The organism is Cyclonatronum sp. (assembly GCF_022565315.1).
Classification (GTDB): Bacteria; Bacteroidota; Rhodothermia; order Balneolales; family Cyclonatronaceae; genus Cyclonatronum.
On the sequence record NZ_JAIUMX010000038.1, the window covers coordinates 14,918 to 31,523 of the forward strand.

General features: G+C 56.8%; 12 protein-coding genes. 9 read left to right on the forward strand and 3 right to left on the reverse strand.

What is annotated here, in order from left to right; genetic code table 11:
• The first annotated feature begins 29 nt into the window (after nt 1-29).
• The 4 genes from LAT75_RS07985 (at nt 30) to LAT75_RS08000 (ending at nt 8,428) form a co-directional block, all read left to right on the forward strand.
• Complete coding sequence (locus LAT75_RS07985; RefSeq protein ID WP_291482120.1) at nt 30-3,257, forward strand: S41 family peptidase; 3,228 nt, start codon at nt 30-32, stop codon at nt 3,255-3,257.
• A gap of 235 nt (nt 3,258-3,492) precedes the next feature.
• The gene (locus tag LAT75_RS07990) at nt 3,493-4,878 is read left to right on the forward strand and encodes an HD domain-containing protein (RefSeq protein ID WP_363320534.1); all 1,386 of its coding nucleotides are present in this window, start codon (nt 3,493-3,495) and stop codon (nt 4,876-4,878) included.
• Nucleotides 4,879-4,981: 103 nt separating this feature from the next.
• On the forward strand, nt 4,982-5,854 hold the full coding sequence (gene ispE, locus LAT75_RS07995; protein WP_291482122.1) for a 4-(cytidine 5'-diphospho)-2-C-methyl-D-erythritol kinase: 873 nt from the start codon (nt 4,982-4,984) through the stop codon (nt 5,852-5,854).
• Nucleotides 5,855-5,926: 72 nt separating this feature from the next.
• On the forward strand, nt 5,927-8,428 hold the full coding sequence (locus LAT75_RS08000; protein ID WP_291482123.1) for a glycogen/starch/alpha-glucan phosphorylase: 2,502 nt from the start codon (nt 5,927-5,929) through the stop codon (nt 8,426-8,428).
• Between the two features lie 279 nt (nt 8,429-8,707).
• Here LAT75_RS08000 and fahA read toward each other — a convergent pair whose 3' ends face one another.
• The 3 genes from fahA to LAT75_RS08015 form a co-directional block, all read right to left on the reverse strand.
• Nucleotides 8,708-10,006, reverse strand: coding sequence for a fumarylacetoacetase (gene fahA / locus LAT75_RS08005; RefSeq protein ID WP_291482124.1), 1,299 nt, complete (start codon nt 10,004-10,006; stop codon nt 8,708-8,710).
• Nucleotides 10,007-10,033: 27 nt separating this feature from the next.
• Nucleotides 10,034-11,041, reverse strand: coding sequence for a hypothetical protein (locus tag LAT75_RS08010; RefSeq protein WP_291482125.1), 1,008 nt, complete (start codon nt 11,039-11,041; stop codon nt 10,034-10,036).
• A gap of 158 nt (nt 11,042-11,199) precedes the next feature.
• Nucleotides 11,200-11,982, reverse strand: a complete 783-nt coding sequence (locus LAT75_RS08015; RefSeq protein ID WP_291482126.1) for an alpha/beta hydrolase — start codon at nt 11,980-11,982, stop codon at nt 11,200-11,202.
• 265 nt (nt 11,983-12,247) lie between these two features.
• Here LAT75_RS08015 and LAT75_RS08020 point away from each other — a divergent pair, with 265 nt between their 5' ends.
• From LAT75_RS08020 to LAT75_RS08040, 5 genes are all read left to right on the forward strand, one after another.
• Complete coding sequence (locus LAT75_RS08020) at nt 12,248-12,682, forward strand: antitoxin Xre/MbcA/ParS toxin-binding domain-containing protein (RefSeq protein ID WP_291482127.1); 435 nt, start codon at nt 12,248-12,250, stop codon at nt 12,680-12,682.
• An 11-nt stretch (nt 12,683-12,693) separates the two neighbouring features.
• A complete protein-coding gene (locus LAT75_RS08025) occupies nt 12,694-13,161 on the forward strand; it encodes an RES family NAD+ phosphorylase (RefSeq protein ID WP_291482128.1) in 468 nt (155 codons plus the stop codon).
• A 110-nt stretch (nt 13,162-13,271) separates the two neighbouring features.
• Complete coding sequence (locus LAT75_RS08030) at nt 13,272-14,969, forward strand: amidohydrolase (RefSeq protein ID WP_291482129.1); 1,698 nt, start codon at nt 13,272-13,274, stop codon at nt 14,967-14,969.
• A 452-nt stretch (nt 14,970-15,421) separates the two neighbouring features.
• The gene (locus LAT75_RS08035; RefSeq protein WP_291482130.1) at nt 15,422-15,946 is read left to right on the forward strand and encodes a hypothetical protein; all 525 of its coding nucleotides are present in this window, start codon (nt 15,422-15,424) and stop codon (nt 15,944-15,946) included.
• Nucleotides 15,947-16,023: 77 nt separating this feature from the next.
• Nucleotides 16,024-16,606 (forward strand): hypothetical protein (locus LAT75_RS08040; RefSeq protein ID WP_291482131.1); only part of this gene is annotated, 583 nt, incomplete at its 3' end.

The window sequence follows — 16,606 nt, forward strand, 5'->3', positions numbered from 1 at the left end:
AACTCCTAATTCAAAAGCATTAGATTATTTTGAAGAATATTATACGCCTGTTTGTTACGCTACTGTTTGTAGCCGGTTTTGCGGAATTGCGCGCACAGGATATTGTGCCGCAATGGATCCGCTATCAGACCATCTCGCCCGACGGGCAGCACATTGCCTTTACCTATATGGGCAACCTGTACCGCGTGCCAGCCGAAGGCGGCGAAGCCAGGCAGCTCACCTTTCATGAGGCCCATGATTTCATGCCGGTTTGGAGCAACGACGGCTCCAGCATCGCCTTTGCCAGCGACCGCTACGGCAATTTCAATGTTTATGTGATGGATGCCCTCGGAGGCCCGGCCACCCGCCTCACCTTCCATTCCAACGACGAGATGCCCTACGCCTTCAGCCACGACGACAGCAGCGTGATCTTCGGCGCTGTGCGTCAGGATCGCGCGGAGCACCGGCAATTCCCCACGCCTTCACAGCCTGAACTGTATCAGGTGCCCGCAGAAGGCGGCCGTGTCGGGCAGATTTTCACCATCCCCGCGGAGTATGTGCAGGTGAGCGCCGACGGCAGCCGGATGCTCTATCACGACAAAAAAGGCGGCGAAAACGAATGGCGGAAACATCAGAAATCGGCCATCGCCCGCGATATCTGGCTGTACGATGCTGCAACGGATACGCACAGGCAGCTCACCTTCGTGGAAGGCGAAGACCGTCAGCCGGTCTTTAATTCAGACGAAACTGCGTTCTATTTCCTCAGTGAGCGCAACGGCAGCTTCAACGTGCACAAAATGTCGCTTGTGAGCAACGAACCCGCTGAGCAGGTCACCTTCTTTGAACTGCACCCTGTGCGCTTCCTCAGCTACGCACAGGGCACCCTGTCCTTCGGCTGGGACGGCGAACTCTACACCATGCAGGATGGCGAAGAGCCGCAGAAAGTGGAGGTGCTCATCCGCACACAGGATACGCGCAACACCGACAGCTTCATCACCATCAACGGGGGCGTTCAGGAAATGGCCGTTTCCCCCAACGGCAAGGAAATTGCCTTCATCGCAAGAGGCGAAGTTTTTGTGACCTCAACCGACGGCTCCTTCACCAAGCGCATCACCAATACCCCGCAGCGGGAGCGTTTTGTGAGCTGGAATCACGACGGCAGCGCGGTCGTGTACGCGAGCGAGCGCGACGGCAAATGGAGCATCTTCGAAACCCGCCGCGTACGCAGCGAGGAGCCCTTCTTCTACGCCAGCACCCTGCTCGAAGAAACCGTACTCGTGAGTGACTCGGTAGATGCCTACCTGCCCGCCTTCTCCCCTGACGGCTCGCAGCTGGCCTACGTTGCCGGCCGCCGCACGCTCCGTGTGATGGACATGAGCACCCGACAGACCCGCGACCTGCTTGGTCCCGAAGATTTGTTTCACATGCAGGATGGCGATCAGAGCTTTTCATGGAGCCCCGACGGAAAATGGATTCTGGTGAGCTGGCGCAAGCTCCTCCATAACGCAGAAGTGCTGCTGCTTGCCGCCGACGGCAGCGCACGGCACAACCTCACCGAAAGCGGCTTCATGGATTACGGTCCGAAATGGGTCGGCAACGGTGAGCGCATCCTCTTTTTCACCAACCGCGACGGCCTGCGCAGCTACGCCACAAGCGGCCGTAACGAGCTCGACGTGTACGGCCTGTTCCTCACCCGCGAAGCCTGGGATAAGTTCAACCTCAGCGAAGACGACTACAAACTGATGAAAGCCGTTCAGGAAGCCCTCAACGGCGACAAGAGTGACGGTGATGACGACAACGATGCCACGCTCACCTTCGAGCTCGATAACATCCGCGACCGCATGGCCCGCTTCACCATACACTCAAGCTCCGTCAGCGACGCCGTGCTTTCCAAAGACGGCGAAACCCTCTACTACCTCACCCGCTTCGAAGACAGCGCCAACCTCTGGGAGACCAACCTCCGCACCCGCGAAACCAAGCAGAGCATCCGCCTGAATGTACCCGGCGGCAGCCTCGTGTGGGACGATAAAATGGAAAACCTCTACCTGCTCGCCCGCGGCTCCATTTCAAGGCTCAACCCCTCAGCCGGCACGCAAACGCCGATCCGGATTTCCGGAGAAATGACCTTCGATGCCGCAGCCGAGCGCATGCACATGTTCGAGCACGTGTACATCCGCACCAAAAACGTGTTCTACGAGCCGACCTTCCACGGCAACGACTGGAGCATGCTGTATGAAGAGTACAAAAAATATGTGCCGCACCTGGGCAACTCCTACGAGTTTGCCGAGATGATTTCAGAGATGATCGGCGAGCTCAATGTTTCCCACGCCGGCGCACGCTTCTCCCGCAGCATCCCAAATGCCGACGCCACCGCATCGCTGGGTATTTTCAAGGATTTTGACTTTGAGGATGACGGCATCCGGATTGTGGAAATCATGGCCGGCGGACCGCTCGACCGGGCTGCGCTTCAGCACATCAGGCCGGGCATGATTATCGAGAAGATTGACGGCGAAACCGTGAGTGCCGACCGCGATGTGGCAGCCTTCCTCAACCGGAAAGCCGGCACTTTTGTACTGCTCGACATTCTGGATCCGGCAACCGGAAACCGCCATCAGGTAACAACCAAGCCCATTACGCTGGGTGAAGAGCGTCAGCTGCTGTACCGCCGCTTTGTGCGGATGAACGAGCAGGAAGTGTACGAGCTCAGCGACGGTCGCCTCGGCTACGTGCACATCCCCGGCATGGGCGACGGCCCCTTCCGCAGCGTGATCCATGATATGCTCGGGCGCTTTGCCGATCGCGAAGCCGTGATTGTGGATGCCCGCTTCAACGGCGGCGGCGACCTCGTTGCCGACCTTGCCATGTTCTTCACCGGCGTTGAGTTCAACCGCTACGCCACCGAAGACCGCGTTGTGGGCGGCGAGCCGACCTCCCGCTGGACTAAGCCCACGCTTTCGATTCACAACGAAGCCATGTACTCCGACGGCCACTGCTATGCAAGTGCCTACACCGAGCTGGAGCTGGGTATCACGGTCGGCATGCCCGTGCCCGGCACGTGCAGCTTCGCCGGCTGGTCAGCCCTGCCCGACGGCACCCGCTGGGGCGTTGTGCCCATAAGCGCGCGCAACAAGAGCGGCGAGTGGATGGAAAACAATCAGACCGAACCCATCATCCGCGTCAAAAACATGCCCGGCTACATCGATGCCGGCATTGATCAGCAGCTGATGCGCTCCGTTGATGCCCTGCTCGAGCAACTCGACAGCGCCGCCGCCGAATAAACCAAGCGGCGCGCCGCAGTTTTAGATTCATCCCAAAGGGATGCCGGTCAGCCGGCATCCCTTTTTTATTTCAGGGCACCCAAACGGGCTTAAATCCCGGTTTTTGTGCGGGTTTGTCGTATATTTAGCGCTTCTGCACTTCCGCGTCTTATCCGATACCGAAACCGACTCATCAACACCAAACCTGATTTTCAGTCCATTGCCGACTATTAAGCTTACACAGGAACAAGAGCACATTTTTTCCGTCATTTCTGAAGCCGGGGCGCGCTGCCGGCAGCCCGTGTACGTGGTTGGCGGCTTTGTAAGGGATTACTACCTCAGGCGCCGGGAAGGGCAGACCGAAACCGATATCGATTTTGTGACGGTAGGCTCCGGCATCGATCTGGCGCTGGAAACCGCCCGGCTGCTCAACACCCGGCAGGTGAGCGTGTTCCGGAATTTTGGTACAGCGCACATCCGGTACGGCACCTTCGATCTTGAATTTGTGGGCGCCCGGCGCGAAAGCTACGACCGCAGCTCCCGAAAGCCCGTTGTGGAAGACGGCAGCCTCGAAGACGATCAGAAGCGCCGCGATTTCACCATCAACGCCATGAGCTGGTCGCTCAACAAGGGCAGCTGGCTCGATCTCGTTGATCCCTTCGGCGGCATGGAAGACCTCGGAAACGGCATCATCCGCACGCCGCTGGCGCCCGACAAGACCTACAGCGACGACCCCCTGCGCATGATGCGGGCGGTGCGCTTTGCCACGCAGCTCGGCTTCCATATCGAGCAGCAAAGCTACGATGCCATTACGGCCATGGCCGACCGCCTCGAAATTATCTCCAAAGAACGCATTGTTGACGAGCTCAATAAAATTATTCTCGCGCCGGTACCCTCACGCGGGTTTAAGCTGCTGTTCCATACCAGGCTGCTGGCGCAGTTTTTCCCGGAGATGACAACCCTGCACGGCGTTAAGGAAGTGAACGGGGTGCGGCACAAAGATAATTTCTGGCACACCCTGCAGGTACTCGATAACATTTCGGAGCATACCGACAACCTTTGGCTGCGCTGGGCGGCCATTATGCACGATATCGGCAAGCCGGCCACGCAGCGCTTCTCGCCCGAGCACGGCTGGACCTTTCACGGGCACGATGCCGTGGGCGCCGGCATGACCAAACGCATCTTCCGCCGGCTGGGGCTGCCGCTTGATGAGCGCCTGCGCTACGTGCAAAAGCTCGTGCGCCTGCACCTGCGGCCGATTGCCATCGCCAACAATGAAGTGACCGACAGCGCCGTGCGCCGCCTCATTTTTGAAGCGGGCGATGACATCGACGACCTGATGACCCTCTGCCGGGCCGACATCACAAGCAAAAACGACGAAAAAGTGCAGCGGTACCTCAGCAATTTCGACCATGTGGAAGAGCTAATCAAAATCGTGGAGGAAAAAGACCACCTCCGGAATTTCCAGCCACCCGTTGACGGCCTCGAGATTATGGAGAAGCTCGGCCTGAAGCCGGGTCCTGCGGTGGGTAAAATCAAGGATGCCATCACCAATGCCATCCTCGACGGCGAAATCCCCAACGAGCGGGAAGCGGCACTTGGCTACATGTACAAAATTGCCGGAGAATCCGGGGGTCCGTAACCGGATACCACCGGCTCGGCCTGTGCCCAAATGCCTGAAACGCGCTGCACAGCCTGAACCGGCACAGCACACATCACCCTACAAAAAAACAAAAGCCTGAACCATGTCTGATATTCTTGTGGCCCGCTCGTATGCGAAAATCAACCTCGGCCTTTTCATCCGCGAGCGCCTGCCCAACGGCTACCACGATATCGAAACCGGCTTTGCCTTCATCGATATGAGCGACCGGATTGAGATGCGGCCTGCCGCGCAAACGCGCATTACCTGCAACGACCCGGAAGTGCCCACCGGCAAAGACAATCTGATTGTGAAGGCGATAAGCGCGTTTCATCAGCGCTTCGGCACCTCGGGCTATTTCGACATCAATCTACAGAAAACCATTCCGGCAGGCGCGGGGCTGGGCGGTGGCAGCAGCAACGCCGCGGTGATGCTGCGGCTGCTGTCGCGCCATTACGGATTGGAGATACCGCTGCGCGAGCTGTGTGAGCTGGGCGCGGCCCTTGGCGCCGATGTGCCCGTGTTTATCCGGGCCGAAACCGCCATCGGCAGCGGTACCGGCACCGAGCTCACCTACCTGGACTTCCAGCCCGACTACCACATTGTAACCGTTTGGCCGGGCATACACAGCAATACCGCCGAAGCCTACGGCATGTGCGAACCCGGGGGGCCTTCCGAGATTCCGCTCGCCGAAATTCTGACCGGATATGAGCCCGATGAATGGAATTATTTACTGCGAAACGATCTGGAGCCGCCGGTCATCAGCCGGTACCCTCAGGTCGGCAACCTGAAGGATCAGCTTACCGACATGGGAGCGCTTTTTGCGGCCATGAGCGGCAGCGGCAGTGCTGTTTTTGGGATTTTCGAACAGGAACTAACGGCCACCGATGCCCTCAAATACCTGCTTCAGCTGCGGTACCGGGCCAATATCACCCCGCCCGGCTTCCGCCCCAACCACGGTGTTTATCTGAAAGCTTGAGATTTTTTCGTAAATTGGCAGGCTGTCAAGGTTATACATCAACCATTTTAATCTTACACCTATTTTAATGCTATGAGCACAACCGTAAGTAAGAAAGAAAACATAAAAACCGGCATGGACGCCGGCTCGATTAAGGAAGATATCCTGAGCCATCTGCGCTATACCCTTGCTACTGATATTGAGACCGCAAACAAAAAAGAATTCTACAAAAGTGTGGTCCTCACCGTAATGGACCGCCTGCACAACAGCTGGCTGAACACCCAAAAAGAGTACCGGGAGCAAAAGACCAAAAAGATTTACTACATCTCCATGGAGTTCCTGATCGGCCGGCTGCTCGATAATGCGCTGGTTAATCTCAACCTGGAACAAGAACTGCGCGATGCCTGTAAAGATCTTGGCTTCGACTATGAGGAAATCCGCGATATCGAAACCGATGCAGCCCTCGGCAACGGCGGTCTGGGCCGGCTCGCTGCCTGCTTCCTCGATTCGATGGCAACGCTTGGGCTGGCGGGCTTCGGCTACGGCATCAAGTACGACTACGGCATCTTCAAACAGAAAATTCAGGACGGCTATCAGGTTGAGCGCCCCGACGACTGGCTTCGTTTCGGCACCCCCTGGGCCGTTACCCGCCCGAGCGTGATTTACCCGGTGCGTTTCTACGGCCGCTCGGTGCCCTACACCGATGAAGACGGCCATCTGCGCTTCAAGTGGGAAAACACGCAGCACGTGTATGCCCTTGCCAACGACATCCCGATGCCGGGCTTCCGCAACGGCGTAGTTAACAACCTCCGCCTGTGGAAAGCCACCTCGCCAAAATCCCTTGACCTGAGCAGCTTCAACCAGGGAGAGTACATCAATGCCGTTCGCGACATTGAGCTGCACGAGAACATCAGCCGGGTACTCTACCCGAACGACAAAATTTTTGTGGGTCAGGAGCTGCGCCTCAAGCAGGAGTACTTCCTGGTTTCCTCCACCCTTCAGGATATTCTGCGCGAATACAAGCTGCAGCACGGCGATCTGCGCGAGCTTCCTAAATACGTGGCCATTCAGTGCAACGACACGCACCCAAACCTCGCGGTGCCCGACCTCATGCGCATCCTTATGGATGAAGAAGGCTTCGACTGGGAAACTTCCTGGGATATAACGGTGAAGACCCTTTCCTACACCAACCACACCGTACTGCCCGAAGCGCTCGAAAAATGGCCGGTTTCCATGCTGCGCAACCTGCTGCCGCGCCACCTGCAGATCATCTATGAAATCAACAAGCGGTTCATCAACAAAGTGCATGAGCACTTCGGCGACGATGTAAACCGGGTGCGCCGCATGAGCATCATCAGCGAAGGCGAGCAGCCTTCCGTACAGATGGCCAACCTCGGCATCGTGGGCACGCACAAAGTAAACGGCGTTGCGGCCCTGCACACCGATCTCATCAAGAAAACCATCTTCCGCGATTTCTACGAGATGTACCCTGAGCGCTTCACCAACAAAACCAACGGCATCACCCCGCGCCGCTGGCTTAAGCAGTGCAACAAGCCCCTCGCCGACCTCATCACCTCCGAAATCGGCGACTCATGGATCACGCACCTGAGCGACCTCCGCAAGCTTGATGGCAAGGTGAACGACAAAAAGTTCATGAAGAAATACAGCGACATCAAGCAGGCAAACAAAGAAAAACTTGCGGCTTATGTGAAAGAGAAATACGGCTATGAGCTCAATACCAAAGCCATCTTCGACATTCAGATCAAGCGGATTCACGAGTACAAGCGTCAGCTTATGCTCGCTATTTTCACCGCTGCGCTGTACAACCGCATCAAGGCCAACCCCGATGCCCCCTTTGTGCCGCGTACCGTCATCTTTGCCGGTAAAGCCGCGCCGGGGTACGCCATGGCCAAGATGTTCATCAAGCTCATCAACAGCATTGCCGACAAAATCAACAACGACCCCGATATGGCAGGCAAGCTGCAGTGCTTCTTCCTCGATAACTACTCGGTAACCCTGGCCGAGCAGCTGATCCCGGCTGCCGACCTCTCCGAGCAGATTTCGACCGCCGGCATGGAAGCTTCCGGTACCGGCAACATGAAGTTCGCCCTCAACGGCGCGCTCACCATCGGAACCCTCGACGGTGCCAACGTGGAAATTCTCGAAGAAGTAGGCGAAGAAAACATCGTAATCTTCGGCCTCACCGTCGAAGAAGTGGAAGAACTCCGCCGCAGCGGCTACTCCTCATGGGAGTACTACAACGCCGATCCTGAGCTCAAAAAAGTGATCGATCAGATCAGAAACGGCTTCTTCAGCCCGGAAAATCCTTCCCTGTTCCACTCCATCACCGGTTCACTGCTCGACAGCAACGACTACTTCCTCGTTATGGCCGATTACCCGGCCTATGCCGAAGCGCAGAAAAAAATCGACGCGCTGTACCAAAATCCGGAAGAATGGTTCAAAATCGCGCTCTACAACACCGCGCGCGTGGGCAAGTTCTCCTCCGACCGCACCATCGCCGACTACGCAACCGACATCTGGGGTTGCGGCGATCAGCTCGGTCAGGGCCGCGAGTACCAGGGCTCCAAAGCCTGATGCAGCTTCCGTAGCTGAGATCAGCTTCGGGGCGCACATCCCCAAAAAGTAAAAGGCCGGTCTGCATTGCGCAGGCCGGCCTTTTTTTGCTGATTTATTTTCCGGATGATGTGCTCAAAAACCTGAACCCAAGCAACTTAGCACTCCGGGCTCTTTTTTTTGGGGGGGGGACTCCGTGCGCATCACGGTCAGTCGTGACAGATCAAAACCCCAAAACCCACGGCCGGTCCCTTGCTTTTTGGTCTCAGCTCTGGCCCAAAATCACACAGCTCACCTCAGCTACTGCACTGCCGGGAGCAGCCTGCCCTCACAAGCCCCGAAGCCGACCCGGTAGCCATCCCCCTGCGCCCAGCCGGTCATCACTACGGTGTCGCCGTCCTGCAGGAATTTGCGCTCCTCGCCGTTCGGGAACTTCAGCGGCTTGCTGCCACGCCAGCTCAGCTCGAGCATGGAGCCGTAGCTGTCCTCCGTAGGCCCGCTGATGGTGCCCGAAGCCAGCAGATCGCCGGTGCGCATGTTGCAGCCCGTTACCGCGTGATGCACCAACTGCTGCGCCATGCTCCAGTACAGGTACCTGAAATTGGAGACGCAAACCGTGTGGGGCGCGTCCATGTTTTCACCCTGAATGCCGACCTCCAGCCGGATGTCGTAGGTTTGGTCGGGGCGCGCAGGCTTCAGGTAATCAAGCACTTCGGGCTCGCTTTGCACGGGGCCTGCCGTGCGGAAAGGCTCGAGGGCCTCCATGGTGATGATCCACGGTGAGATGGTCGTGCCGAAGTTTTTGGCCAGGAAGGGCCCGAGCGGCACGTATTCCCACTTTTGGATGTCGCGGGCGCTCCAGTCGTTCACCAGCGCCAGGCCGAAGATGTTATCCTCGGCTTCTGCCATCGGCAGGCGCTGCCCGAGGCGGTTGCCGCCGCTCACGAAGAAGCCCATCTCCAGCTCGAAATCTACCAGGCGGCTCGGTCCGAAAACCGGCGCTGCGGCATCATCGGCTTTGGTCTGCCCCATCGGGCGGTGCAGCGGCGTACCGCTGATGACGACCGAGCTGCTCCGCCCGTGATAGCCCACCGGCAGGTGCAGCCAGTTGGGCTGCAGGGCGTTATCCTTGCCGCGGAACATGGTGCCCACATTGGTGGCATGCTCGCGGGAGGAGTAAAAATCGGTGTAATCGCCAATCTGCACCGGCAGCTCCGTAACCACATCCTTCATGGGGATGAGCACCCGCTTTTGCAGATCGGGGTCGTTTTTCAGGCGGTCGTCTTTACCGGAAAGCAGATCGCTGATCACCTTCCGGGCCTCGGTGCGCGCCGCCTTGCCCAGGTCCATAAATTCATTGAGCCAGCGCTCTTCAAACACATCCTGATTGCGGAGTACGGGTCCGTCGAAAAAGCCGAGCGTTTGCAGCACTTTGAGGTCAAGCACAAAATCGCCGATGGCCACACCAATACGCGGCTCGTGCTTCGCACTCGGCCGAAAAACCCCGTAGGGCAGGTTTTGGATGGGGAAATGGGACTCTGCCGGGATGTCGAAAAAAGCTTTCAGGGCGGGATCGGTGGTTGCGTCGTAGGTAGGCATGTAAGAAAGGTAAAATGGAGGTTGAAATTAAAGTTCGGGGCGGGCAGGCAGCAGGCCGAGGGCGTGCAGGTCTTCGAGGGGTTCTGCGAAGCTGCAGCTGCCGTAAGAAGTGGCAAGGATTGCGCGGCTTTGGCGCAGCTGCGCCGTACTCAGGCTGAAATCGCGGTAGCCAAAGCCCTCATTGGTGAAGCGGAAGGAAGCCGCCTGCTCATCGGCCAGCATGGTTTCGGTTTGGGAGATGCGCCAGCCGTGCGCTTTGGTGAGGGCGAGCGCGCCAAACACATTGAGAAAGCCGTGCATGCGGGTGCCGACACTCTCGTTGAAGTGCCGCACAGGATGATGCAGACCCGCGGTCGCTTTCATGGGCACACCGGCCTGCACGCAGGCGTGAATGGCGCAGGCGACCTCCCCAACGGAGGGGAACATTTCGGCCTTTACACCGCCGCAGCGCAGCTTGAAACCGGTGAGCGCGCCGCCGAAGGAAGGCTGCACGGCCGCAAGCGCCGGCACGAGGCGGTGAACGGTGCTGTGCCAGCTGCCATCGCGTTTGGGTTCAAAGAAGAAATCGGGCGCGCAGCTCAATGTTTCGCGGACCTGCGTGATGTTTTCGCTCAGAAGCTCCCGGAGGGGCTCCGGCTCGGGCAGCTCTTCGGGCAGGCGCACTTCAAAAGCGCTGATGCGCACCGCAGCGCCGTGCCGTTCAAGAAAGGTCTGCGCTTTGTGCAGAGCGGCTTCAAAATGATTGCGGTACAGGGCCGCATCGGTACCGCCGCCGGCGAGCACCGAAAACGGAACGGGTCCGGCTGCCGTCGCCTGCTTTTGGAAACCGGCGGCGTAGCCGTCGAGCTCGTCCAGCCGGGCAGCCGGCACAACAAAGGCACCGAGCTGCGGCGCAAAGGGGCCGGAGCGGTAGCGCAGAAAATTTTCGATGGCAGGCGCCATATCAAGCGCAGCCGGCGGAAAAAGGCCGGCGTAGTCGATAAGGCCGGCCGTAAAGGCACTCAAAGCGGCCTGCATAGATTGCGTTTGCTGCATAGTGAGGGAAATGAGGTCGAATCAAAAAAAATCAGAACGGTTTCTAACCGTAACGGTTGAGGCTCAAAATGTTGCTTTTGCGCCTAAAATGCAAAAAGCGGCTTTCGGCACAGCAGCGGGGCCGGGCACAGGACACATCCCCCCGCACCCCAAAAAAACTACAGATATTTGAGCAGCAGTTTCATGAGCTGATCCGGCATTTGGGCCATGGGCAGGTGACCGGCTTCGGGCATAATTTCGGTGCTGCAGTCGTGGTACCAGCGGGCAATTTGGGGCGCGTAGGAAGCCTTCACGAGGCGGTCACGGTCGCCGATGATGAGCACGGTTTTGCCCGGATAATTTTTCAGGCGGTGAAGCTCGCCCCGGGCCTTGAGGCTGATGCCCGGAAACGACCAGCCGATGTGGCGCAGGGCGCGGTAGGTGGCGGCTTTTTTCTCGCGGGGCAGGTTGGGGATGAGGAATTTCACAAAGGGCGCCAGGAAAAGGTCACGGCGGATGAGCTGACGCATCGGGAAACTGCCGAGGATGCGGAACATGTAGTCCTCCGGCGGGTAGTAGCCGCCCGGGGCAATGAGCACGAGGGTGCGGGTGCGCGCCGGGTACAGGCTTGCGAACATGGCGCCAATACGCGAGCCGAAGGAGTGGCACAGCAGATACACCCGCCCAATACCAAGCTCCTCAAGCAGGGCGGCCAACCCGTGCACGTAGCTTTCAAGCTCCATCTTTTCTGTTGCAGGCGCGGCTTCCGTGCGGCCGTGCCAGGGCAGCGACAGGCCCCAAAGGCGATATTTCTCCGGCAGCAGACCTCTAAGCCGCCGGAAGGTTCGGGCATTACCGCCAAAGCCGTGCAGGGCCAGCACAAGCTCAGCTCCCTCCCGATCCGGATGGTAATCAATGATTTCGGTCGAAAAACCGTCAATGTCGGCAAAAAAAGTGTTCATAAAACCGGCAAACCCTTCCTGAGAAATTAGAACGCTGATTAATTACAGAGAAAAAACCCCGCTTTTTCCGGAACAAAACAGGATTTCGGGGGCATGCTGTGCTGCGCGCAAAATTAAACAAATGATTAATACCAAACCTCAAAAAAGCGCAGTTCAAAAATAAAGCCCGGGAGAAAGTGCTTAAATTACGACATAAAGTTGAAAATTAATGACAGATGTCGTATCATCGGAGTAAAGCAAAATAAAACCCTTAAATCAAGCATCCATGAGCAATCCCAAACACATAAACCTCCTCGAAGATACCGCTGTGCCCTACCTCAGCGACAAAACTTCCCGCAAATTTTTGGGCATGGCAAGAACCGGCGTAACCATCAGCGAGCTCAATCAGCTCATGGAGTCCGCGCCGCTCACCCTCAGCGATTGGGCGCACATCCTGTGCATATCCGAGCGCAGCCTGCAGCGCTATCAGAAAAGCGGTCACCGCTTTCCGGTGCCCGAGTCGGAGAAATTACTGCGCATAGGTCAGCTCTTCAACAAGGGTCGCTCGGTATTTGGCAGCGATGCAAAGTTCTTTGGCTGGCTCCGCGATCGCTCGGCCGCCCTCGGCGGCGAAAGCCCGCTAAGCCTGCTCGACAGCATCTTCGGCCTCGATATGGTGCTCGATGAGCTCATCCGCATCGAGCACGGCGTGTTTGTTTAGGTCTGCCCGCCATGCTTGTTTACCGCGCTACATCTGAGCTGTATGCAAAGGACCTCAGCGGTACCGGCGCCAAATTAGCCGGTGGCCGCTGGAACAGCCGCGGCATTCCCGCGCTGTATGCGTCCGAATCGCGGGCGCTGTGTCAGCTTGAGGTTCTCGTGCACATTAACCTGAAGCAAATGCCCGACGACCTTGTTCTGCTGAGTCTTCATGTGCCCGATTATCTGCCGGTTCGTACCATCACGCTTCGGGAACTCAGTTCTGGCTGGGATGCCTTTCCTCCGGATCCTTTTACCAGGGAGTTAGGCGACGAACTGCTGCGGGACCCTGGCTGCTGCGTGTTTCGGGTGCCTTCATCGGTAGTGCCAGAAGAATACAATTATGTGCTCAATCCGGCTTCGAAGGCTTTTCATGAGATTGAAATAGCCGATGAGCGGGAACTCGGGCTCGACCGTTTTTTCTTTCCGAAGCCTAAATAGGCGTATTGGCCAACATATAGCAGCTGTTCTGATTTGGAAATGAAGTATCTGTTATTTATCGTCACTGCGTTAGCGTAATTCCAACTTTATTTAATTGTTAGCAATCTGATATGAAGTATTTATCCGTCATAAAAACCCTGCTGCTTGCTGCCATGAGCGGCCTCTTTTTCTTTACCGGCTGCAGCAGCGACCAAAGTCCGGATCTCATCATCACCAACGCGCACATTGTAACGGTAGATGAAAGCCTGCCCGAGGCCGAAGCCATTGCCCTCCGGGACGGCATCATCATAGCGGTTGGCGATGCTGCAACCATTGAGGCTATGGCCGGCCGCCGCACCGAAGTGAAAGACGCGCAGGGCCGTCTGATCACGCCCGGCTTTATTGATGCGCACGCGCATTTCTGGGGCGTCGGGAGCCTGCGGCTGCAGCTCGACCTGCTCGGCAAGCCAAGCTGGCAAAGCATAGTTGATGCGGTTGCCGAGGCTGTGGATCAGGCTGAGCCGGGCGCTCTCATTGTTGGGCGCGGCTGGCATCAGAATGACTGGCATGAGGCGCCGGCACGCATGGTTGGCGACCTGCCGCATCATGAAAAGCTGAGCGCGGTTTCACCTCACAATCCGGTGATTCTTACACATGCGAGCGGGCACATGACCTTCGCCAACGCCTACGCCATGGCGCAGCTTGGCATTACGGCGGAAACGCCCGACCCGGCCGGCGGCGAAATTGTGCGCGAAGCCGACGGCAGCCCCGCAGGTCCGTTTCGTCAGCGGGCCTCCAACCTGCTGGCACCGCTGCGAAATACCTGGGAGCCGGATATGGCGCAGGTCGTTCGCATGGCTGAGCGCGAAGCCCTGAGCCTGGGCATCACCACCTTTGGCGATGCGGGTACGCCGGTGCATCATATCCGCGAGATGATGCGCGTGCACGAGCAGGATCCGCTGCAGGTGAGGCTGCACCTGATGGTGCGCGACCGCACCGATGTGATGACCGAAGCCCTGCCCGAACTTGCCGGCGCCATTGCGGGCGACCCGTATTTCCGGGTGAGCGGCATCAAGCGGGCCATCGACGGGGCGCTGGGTACGCACGGCGCCTGGATGCTCGAACCTTATGCCGACAACCCCGGCACGGCGGGCTTCAACACTACCCCGCTGGAAACCATCCGCGAGGCCGGTGAGCTGGCCCTCGAGCATGGCCTGCAGCTGGCCGTACACGCCATCGGCGACCGCGGCAACCGCGAAGCACTCGACCTGTACGAAGCCCTTTTTGAGGAACACGGCGTGTACGGCCCCTACCTGCGCTGGCGCATCGAGCACGCGCAAAACCTGCACCCCGACGACGTGCCGCGCTTCCGCGAACTCGGCGTAGTTGCCGCGATGCAGGGCGTACACGCTACTTCCGACGGCCCCTGGGTTGCCCGGCGCATTTCCGAAGCGCGGGCACAGCGCGGCGCCTACATCTGGCGCACCCTGCTCGAAAACGACGTCGTAATCATCAACGGTACTGATGCGCCGGTTGAGCGCCTCAACCCCATGCACAGCTTCCACAGCTCGGTAACCCGGCTGATGCCGACCGGCGACATTTTCTTCGGTGAGCAGGTAATGACCCGAGAAGAAGCCCTGCGCAGCTACACCCTCGACAGCGCCTACGGCATCTTCCGCGAAAACGACCTCGGCTCCCTCACCCCCGGCAAATTCGCCGACCTCGTAATCTGGAGCGGAGATTTCATGCGGGATGATACCGAAACCATCCGCGACATCCTGCCCCTCACCACCCTCGTAGGCGGCAGGGTGGTATATACGGCGCCGTAGGGTTTCGAACTTCAAAAACAACCTATGGGGTTGCCCATAGGTTGTTTTTCCTCCCGACTCGTGCTGTTCAAGTGGTAACTATCCGTACAAAAATGCCCGGAGTCAGTTATAAGGTTATTGGAGATTATCAGATCAGGGTTTTTAAATGATGAGCATGGAGTTGATTAATGCAATGAAAATTTTCCCCTCAAACGCAGATAATCTGGCTTAAGTAATGGAAAGCTACCAATCCCTCCAGAAATCGCTGATCAATCAAATCTTTTAGTTATTGTATTCAACGAACTTAATAGGGCGGAGTATTACATCATCCAACAGCTGGGTTATGGGTATGATTGTCAATTTGCGAGCAGAAAATATCGCCTATGGTAATCCACGATATTTTCCGGCACAGCTGTTTCCCGGGGCCGGTTTATTTAGTAATATTGCAAATCGCGATACGCAATATTACTGATATGAAATCACAAAATCAGCAACTTAAACCGCAGGATGTTTGTCTCTTACTTAAAATTGTAAGCGATAACAACCCTGAATGGAATCAAAAACCGGTAGCAGAGGCCCTGGGTTTGAGCCAGTCGGAAGTGAGCGAAGCCGTAGCCCGGTGTAAATATTCCGGCTTATTGGCTCACAATGGCAAAACGGTGATAAAAATGGCACTGCTTGAGTTTTTGCAATACGGGCTAAGGTATGTGTTCCCCGTTAAACCGGGGGCCGTGGTACGTGGTGTACCTACTTCGCACTCTGCAAAACCCCTAAGCGATGTAATACAAAGTACAGAGGCGTATATTTGGCCCTATGGCAAAGGAACTGTGCGTGGGCACGGCATAACACCCTTGTACCCTTCGATACCTGAAGCAGCTTTGAAGGATGAAAAATTACATAAACTGTTGGCTTTAGCAGATGCCTTGCGGGTAGGCCGGGCCAGAGAAAGAGAGCTGGCAGTGAAGGAACTAAAAAAACGGCTGGAACTTGGTGAATAGAACCATCAATATTGCCGTAGTAGCCGAAGCCCTGCGGGATATCAAAGACCAAATGGTATTTGTGGGGGCGCAGTGGGGTGGGTTTATACACCGATGATCCGGCAGCCGATGAAATTCGCCCTACGCAGGATATTGATATCACTTTAAACATTCTCAGCCTCAGCCACTGGAAAAAAGTACAAGAACGATTGAGAGCACTCCGTTTTCATCCCGATCCCTTTGGTCATGCCATTTGCAGTTACAAAAACAAAGACATTCCGGTAGATATTATGGCCACCGAAGATGGTCCGTTAGGCCCTGCCAACCGTTGGTATAAAACAGGTTTTGAAAATTTATGGACGGCAAAAGCAAAAGATCAGCACATTAATATTCTTTCGGCACCTTGTTATTTAGCCACCAAATTCGAGGCTTTTAACAACAGAGGTTCCGACTATCGCACAAGCCACGATATTGAAGACATCATCTGTGTATTAGATAATCGGCTTGGAATAGTTGAGGAAATAGAAAAAGACGATCACCGCATCGCTGCCTTTATCAGGGAGCAATTACAACACATCGCCAGTAAAGGCATGATGCAGGAAGTTTTAATAGCACACATTCATCCCCTGATGTTAGCAGAACGTTTGCCGGTTTTAGAAGAAAAAATCAACCAAATACTCC

What these genes read in the sequence shown, in the direction of transcription:
- ispE (WP_291482122.1), top strand. Translation starts at nt 4,982, where the DNA reads ATGTCTGATATTCTTGTGGCCCGCTCGTATGCGAAAATCAACCTCGGC.
- LAT75_RS08000 (WP_291482123.1), top strand. Translation starts at nt 5,927, where the DNA reads ATGAGCACAACCGTAAGTAAGAAAGAAAACATAAAAACCGGCATGGAC.
- fahA (WP_291482124.1), bottom strand. Translation starts at nt 10,006, where the DNA reads ATGCCTACCTACGACGCAACCACCGATCCCGCCCTGAAAGCTTTTTTC.
- LAT75_RS08010 (WP_291482125.1), bottom strand. Translation starts at nt 11,041, where the DNA reads ATGCAGCAAACGCAATCTATGCAGGCCGCTTTGAGTGCCTTTACGGCC.
- LAT75_RS08015 (WP_291482126.1), bottom strand. Translation starts at nt 11,982, where the DNA reads ATGAACACTTTTTTTGCCGACATTGACGGTTTTTCGACCGAAATCATT.
- LAT75_RS08020 (WP_291482127.1), top strand. Translation starts at nt 12,248, where the DNA reads ATGAGCAATCCCAAACACATAAACCTCCTCGAAGATACCGCTGTGCCC.
- LAT75_RS08025 (WP_291482128.1), top strand. Translation starts at nt 12,694, where the DNA reads ATGCTTGTTTACCGCGCTACATCTGAGCTGTATGCAAAGGACCTCAGC.
- LAT75_RS08030 (WP_291482129.1), top strand. Translation starts at nt 13,272, where the DNA reads ATGAAGTATTTATCCGTCATAAAAACCCTGCTGCTTGCTGCCATGAGC.
- LAT75_RS08035 (WP_291482130.1), top strand. Translation starts at nt 15,422, where the DNA reads ATGAAATCACAAAATCAGCAACTTAAACCGCAGGATGTTTGTCTCTTA.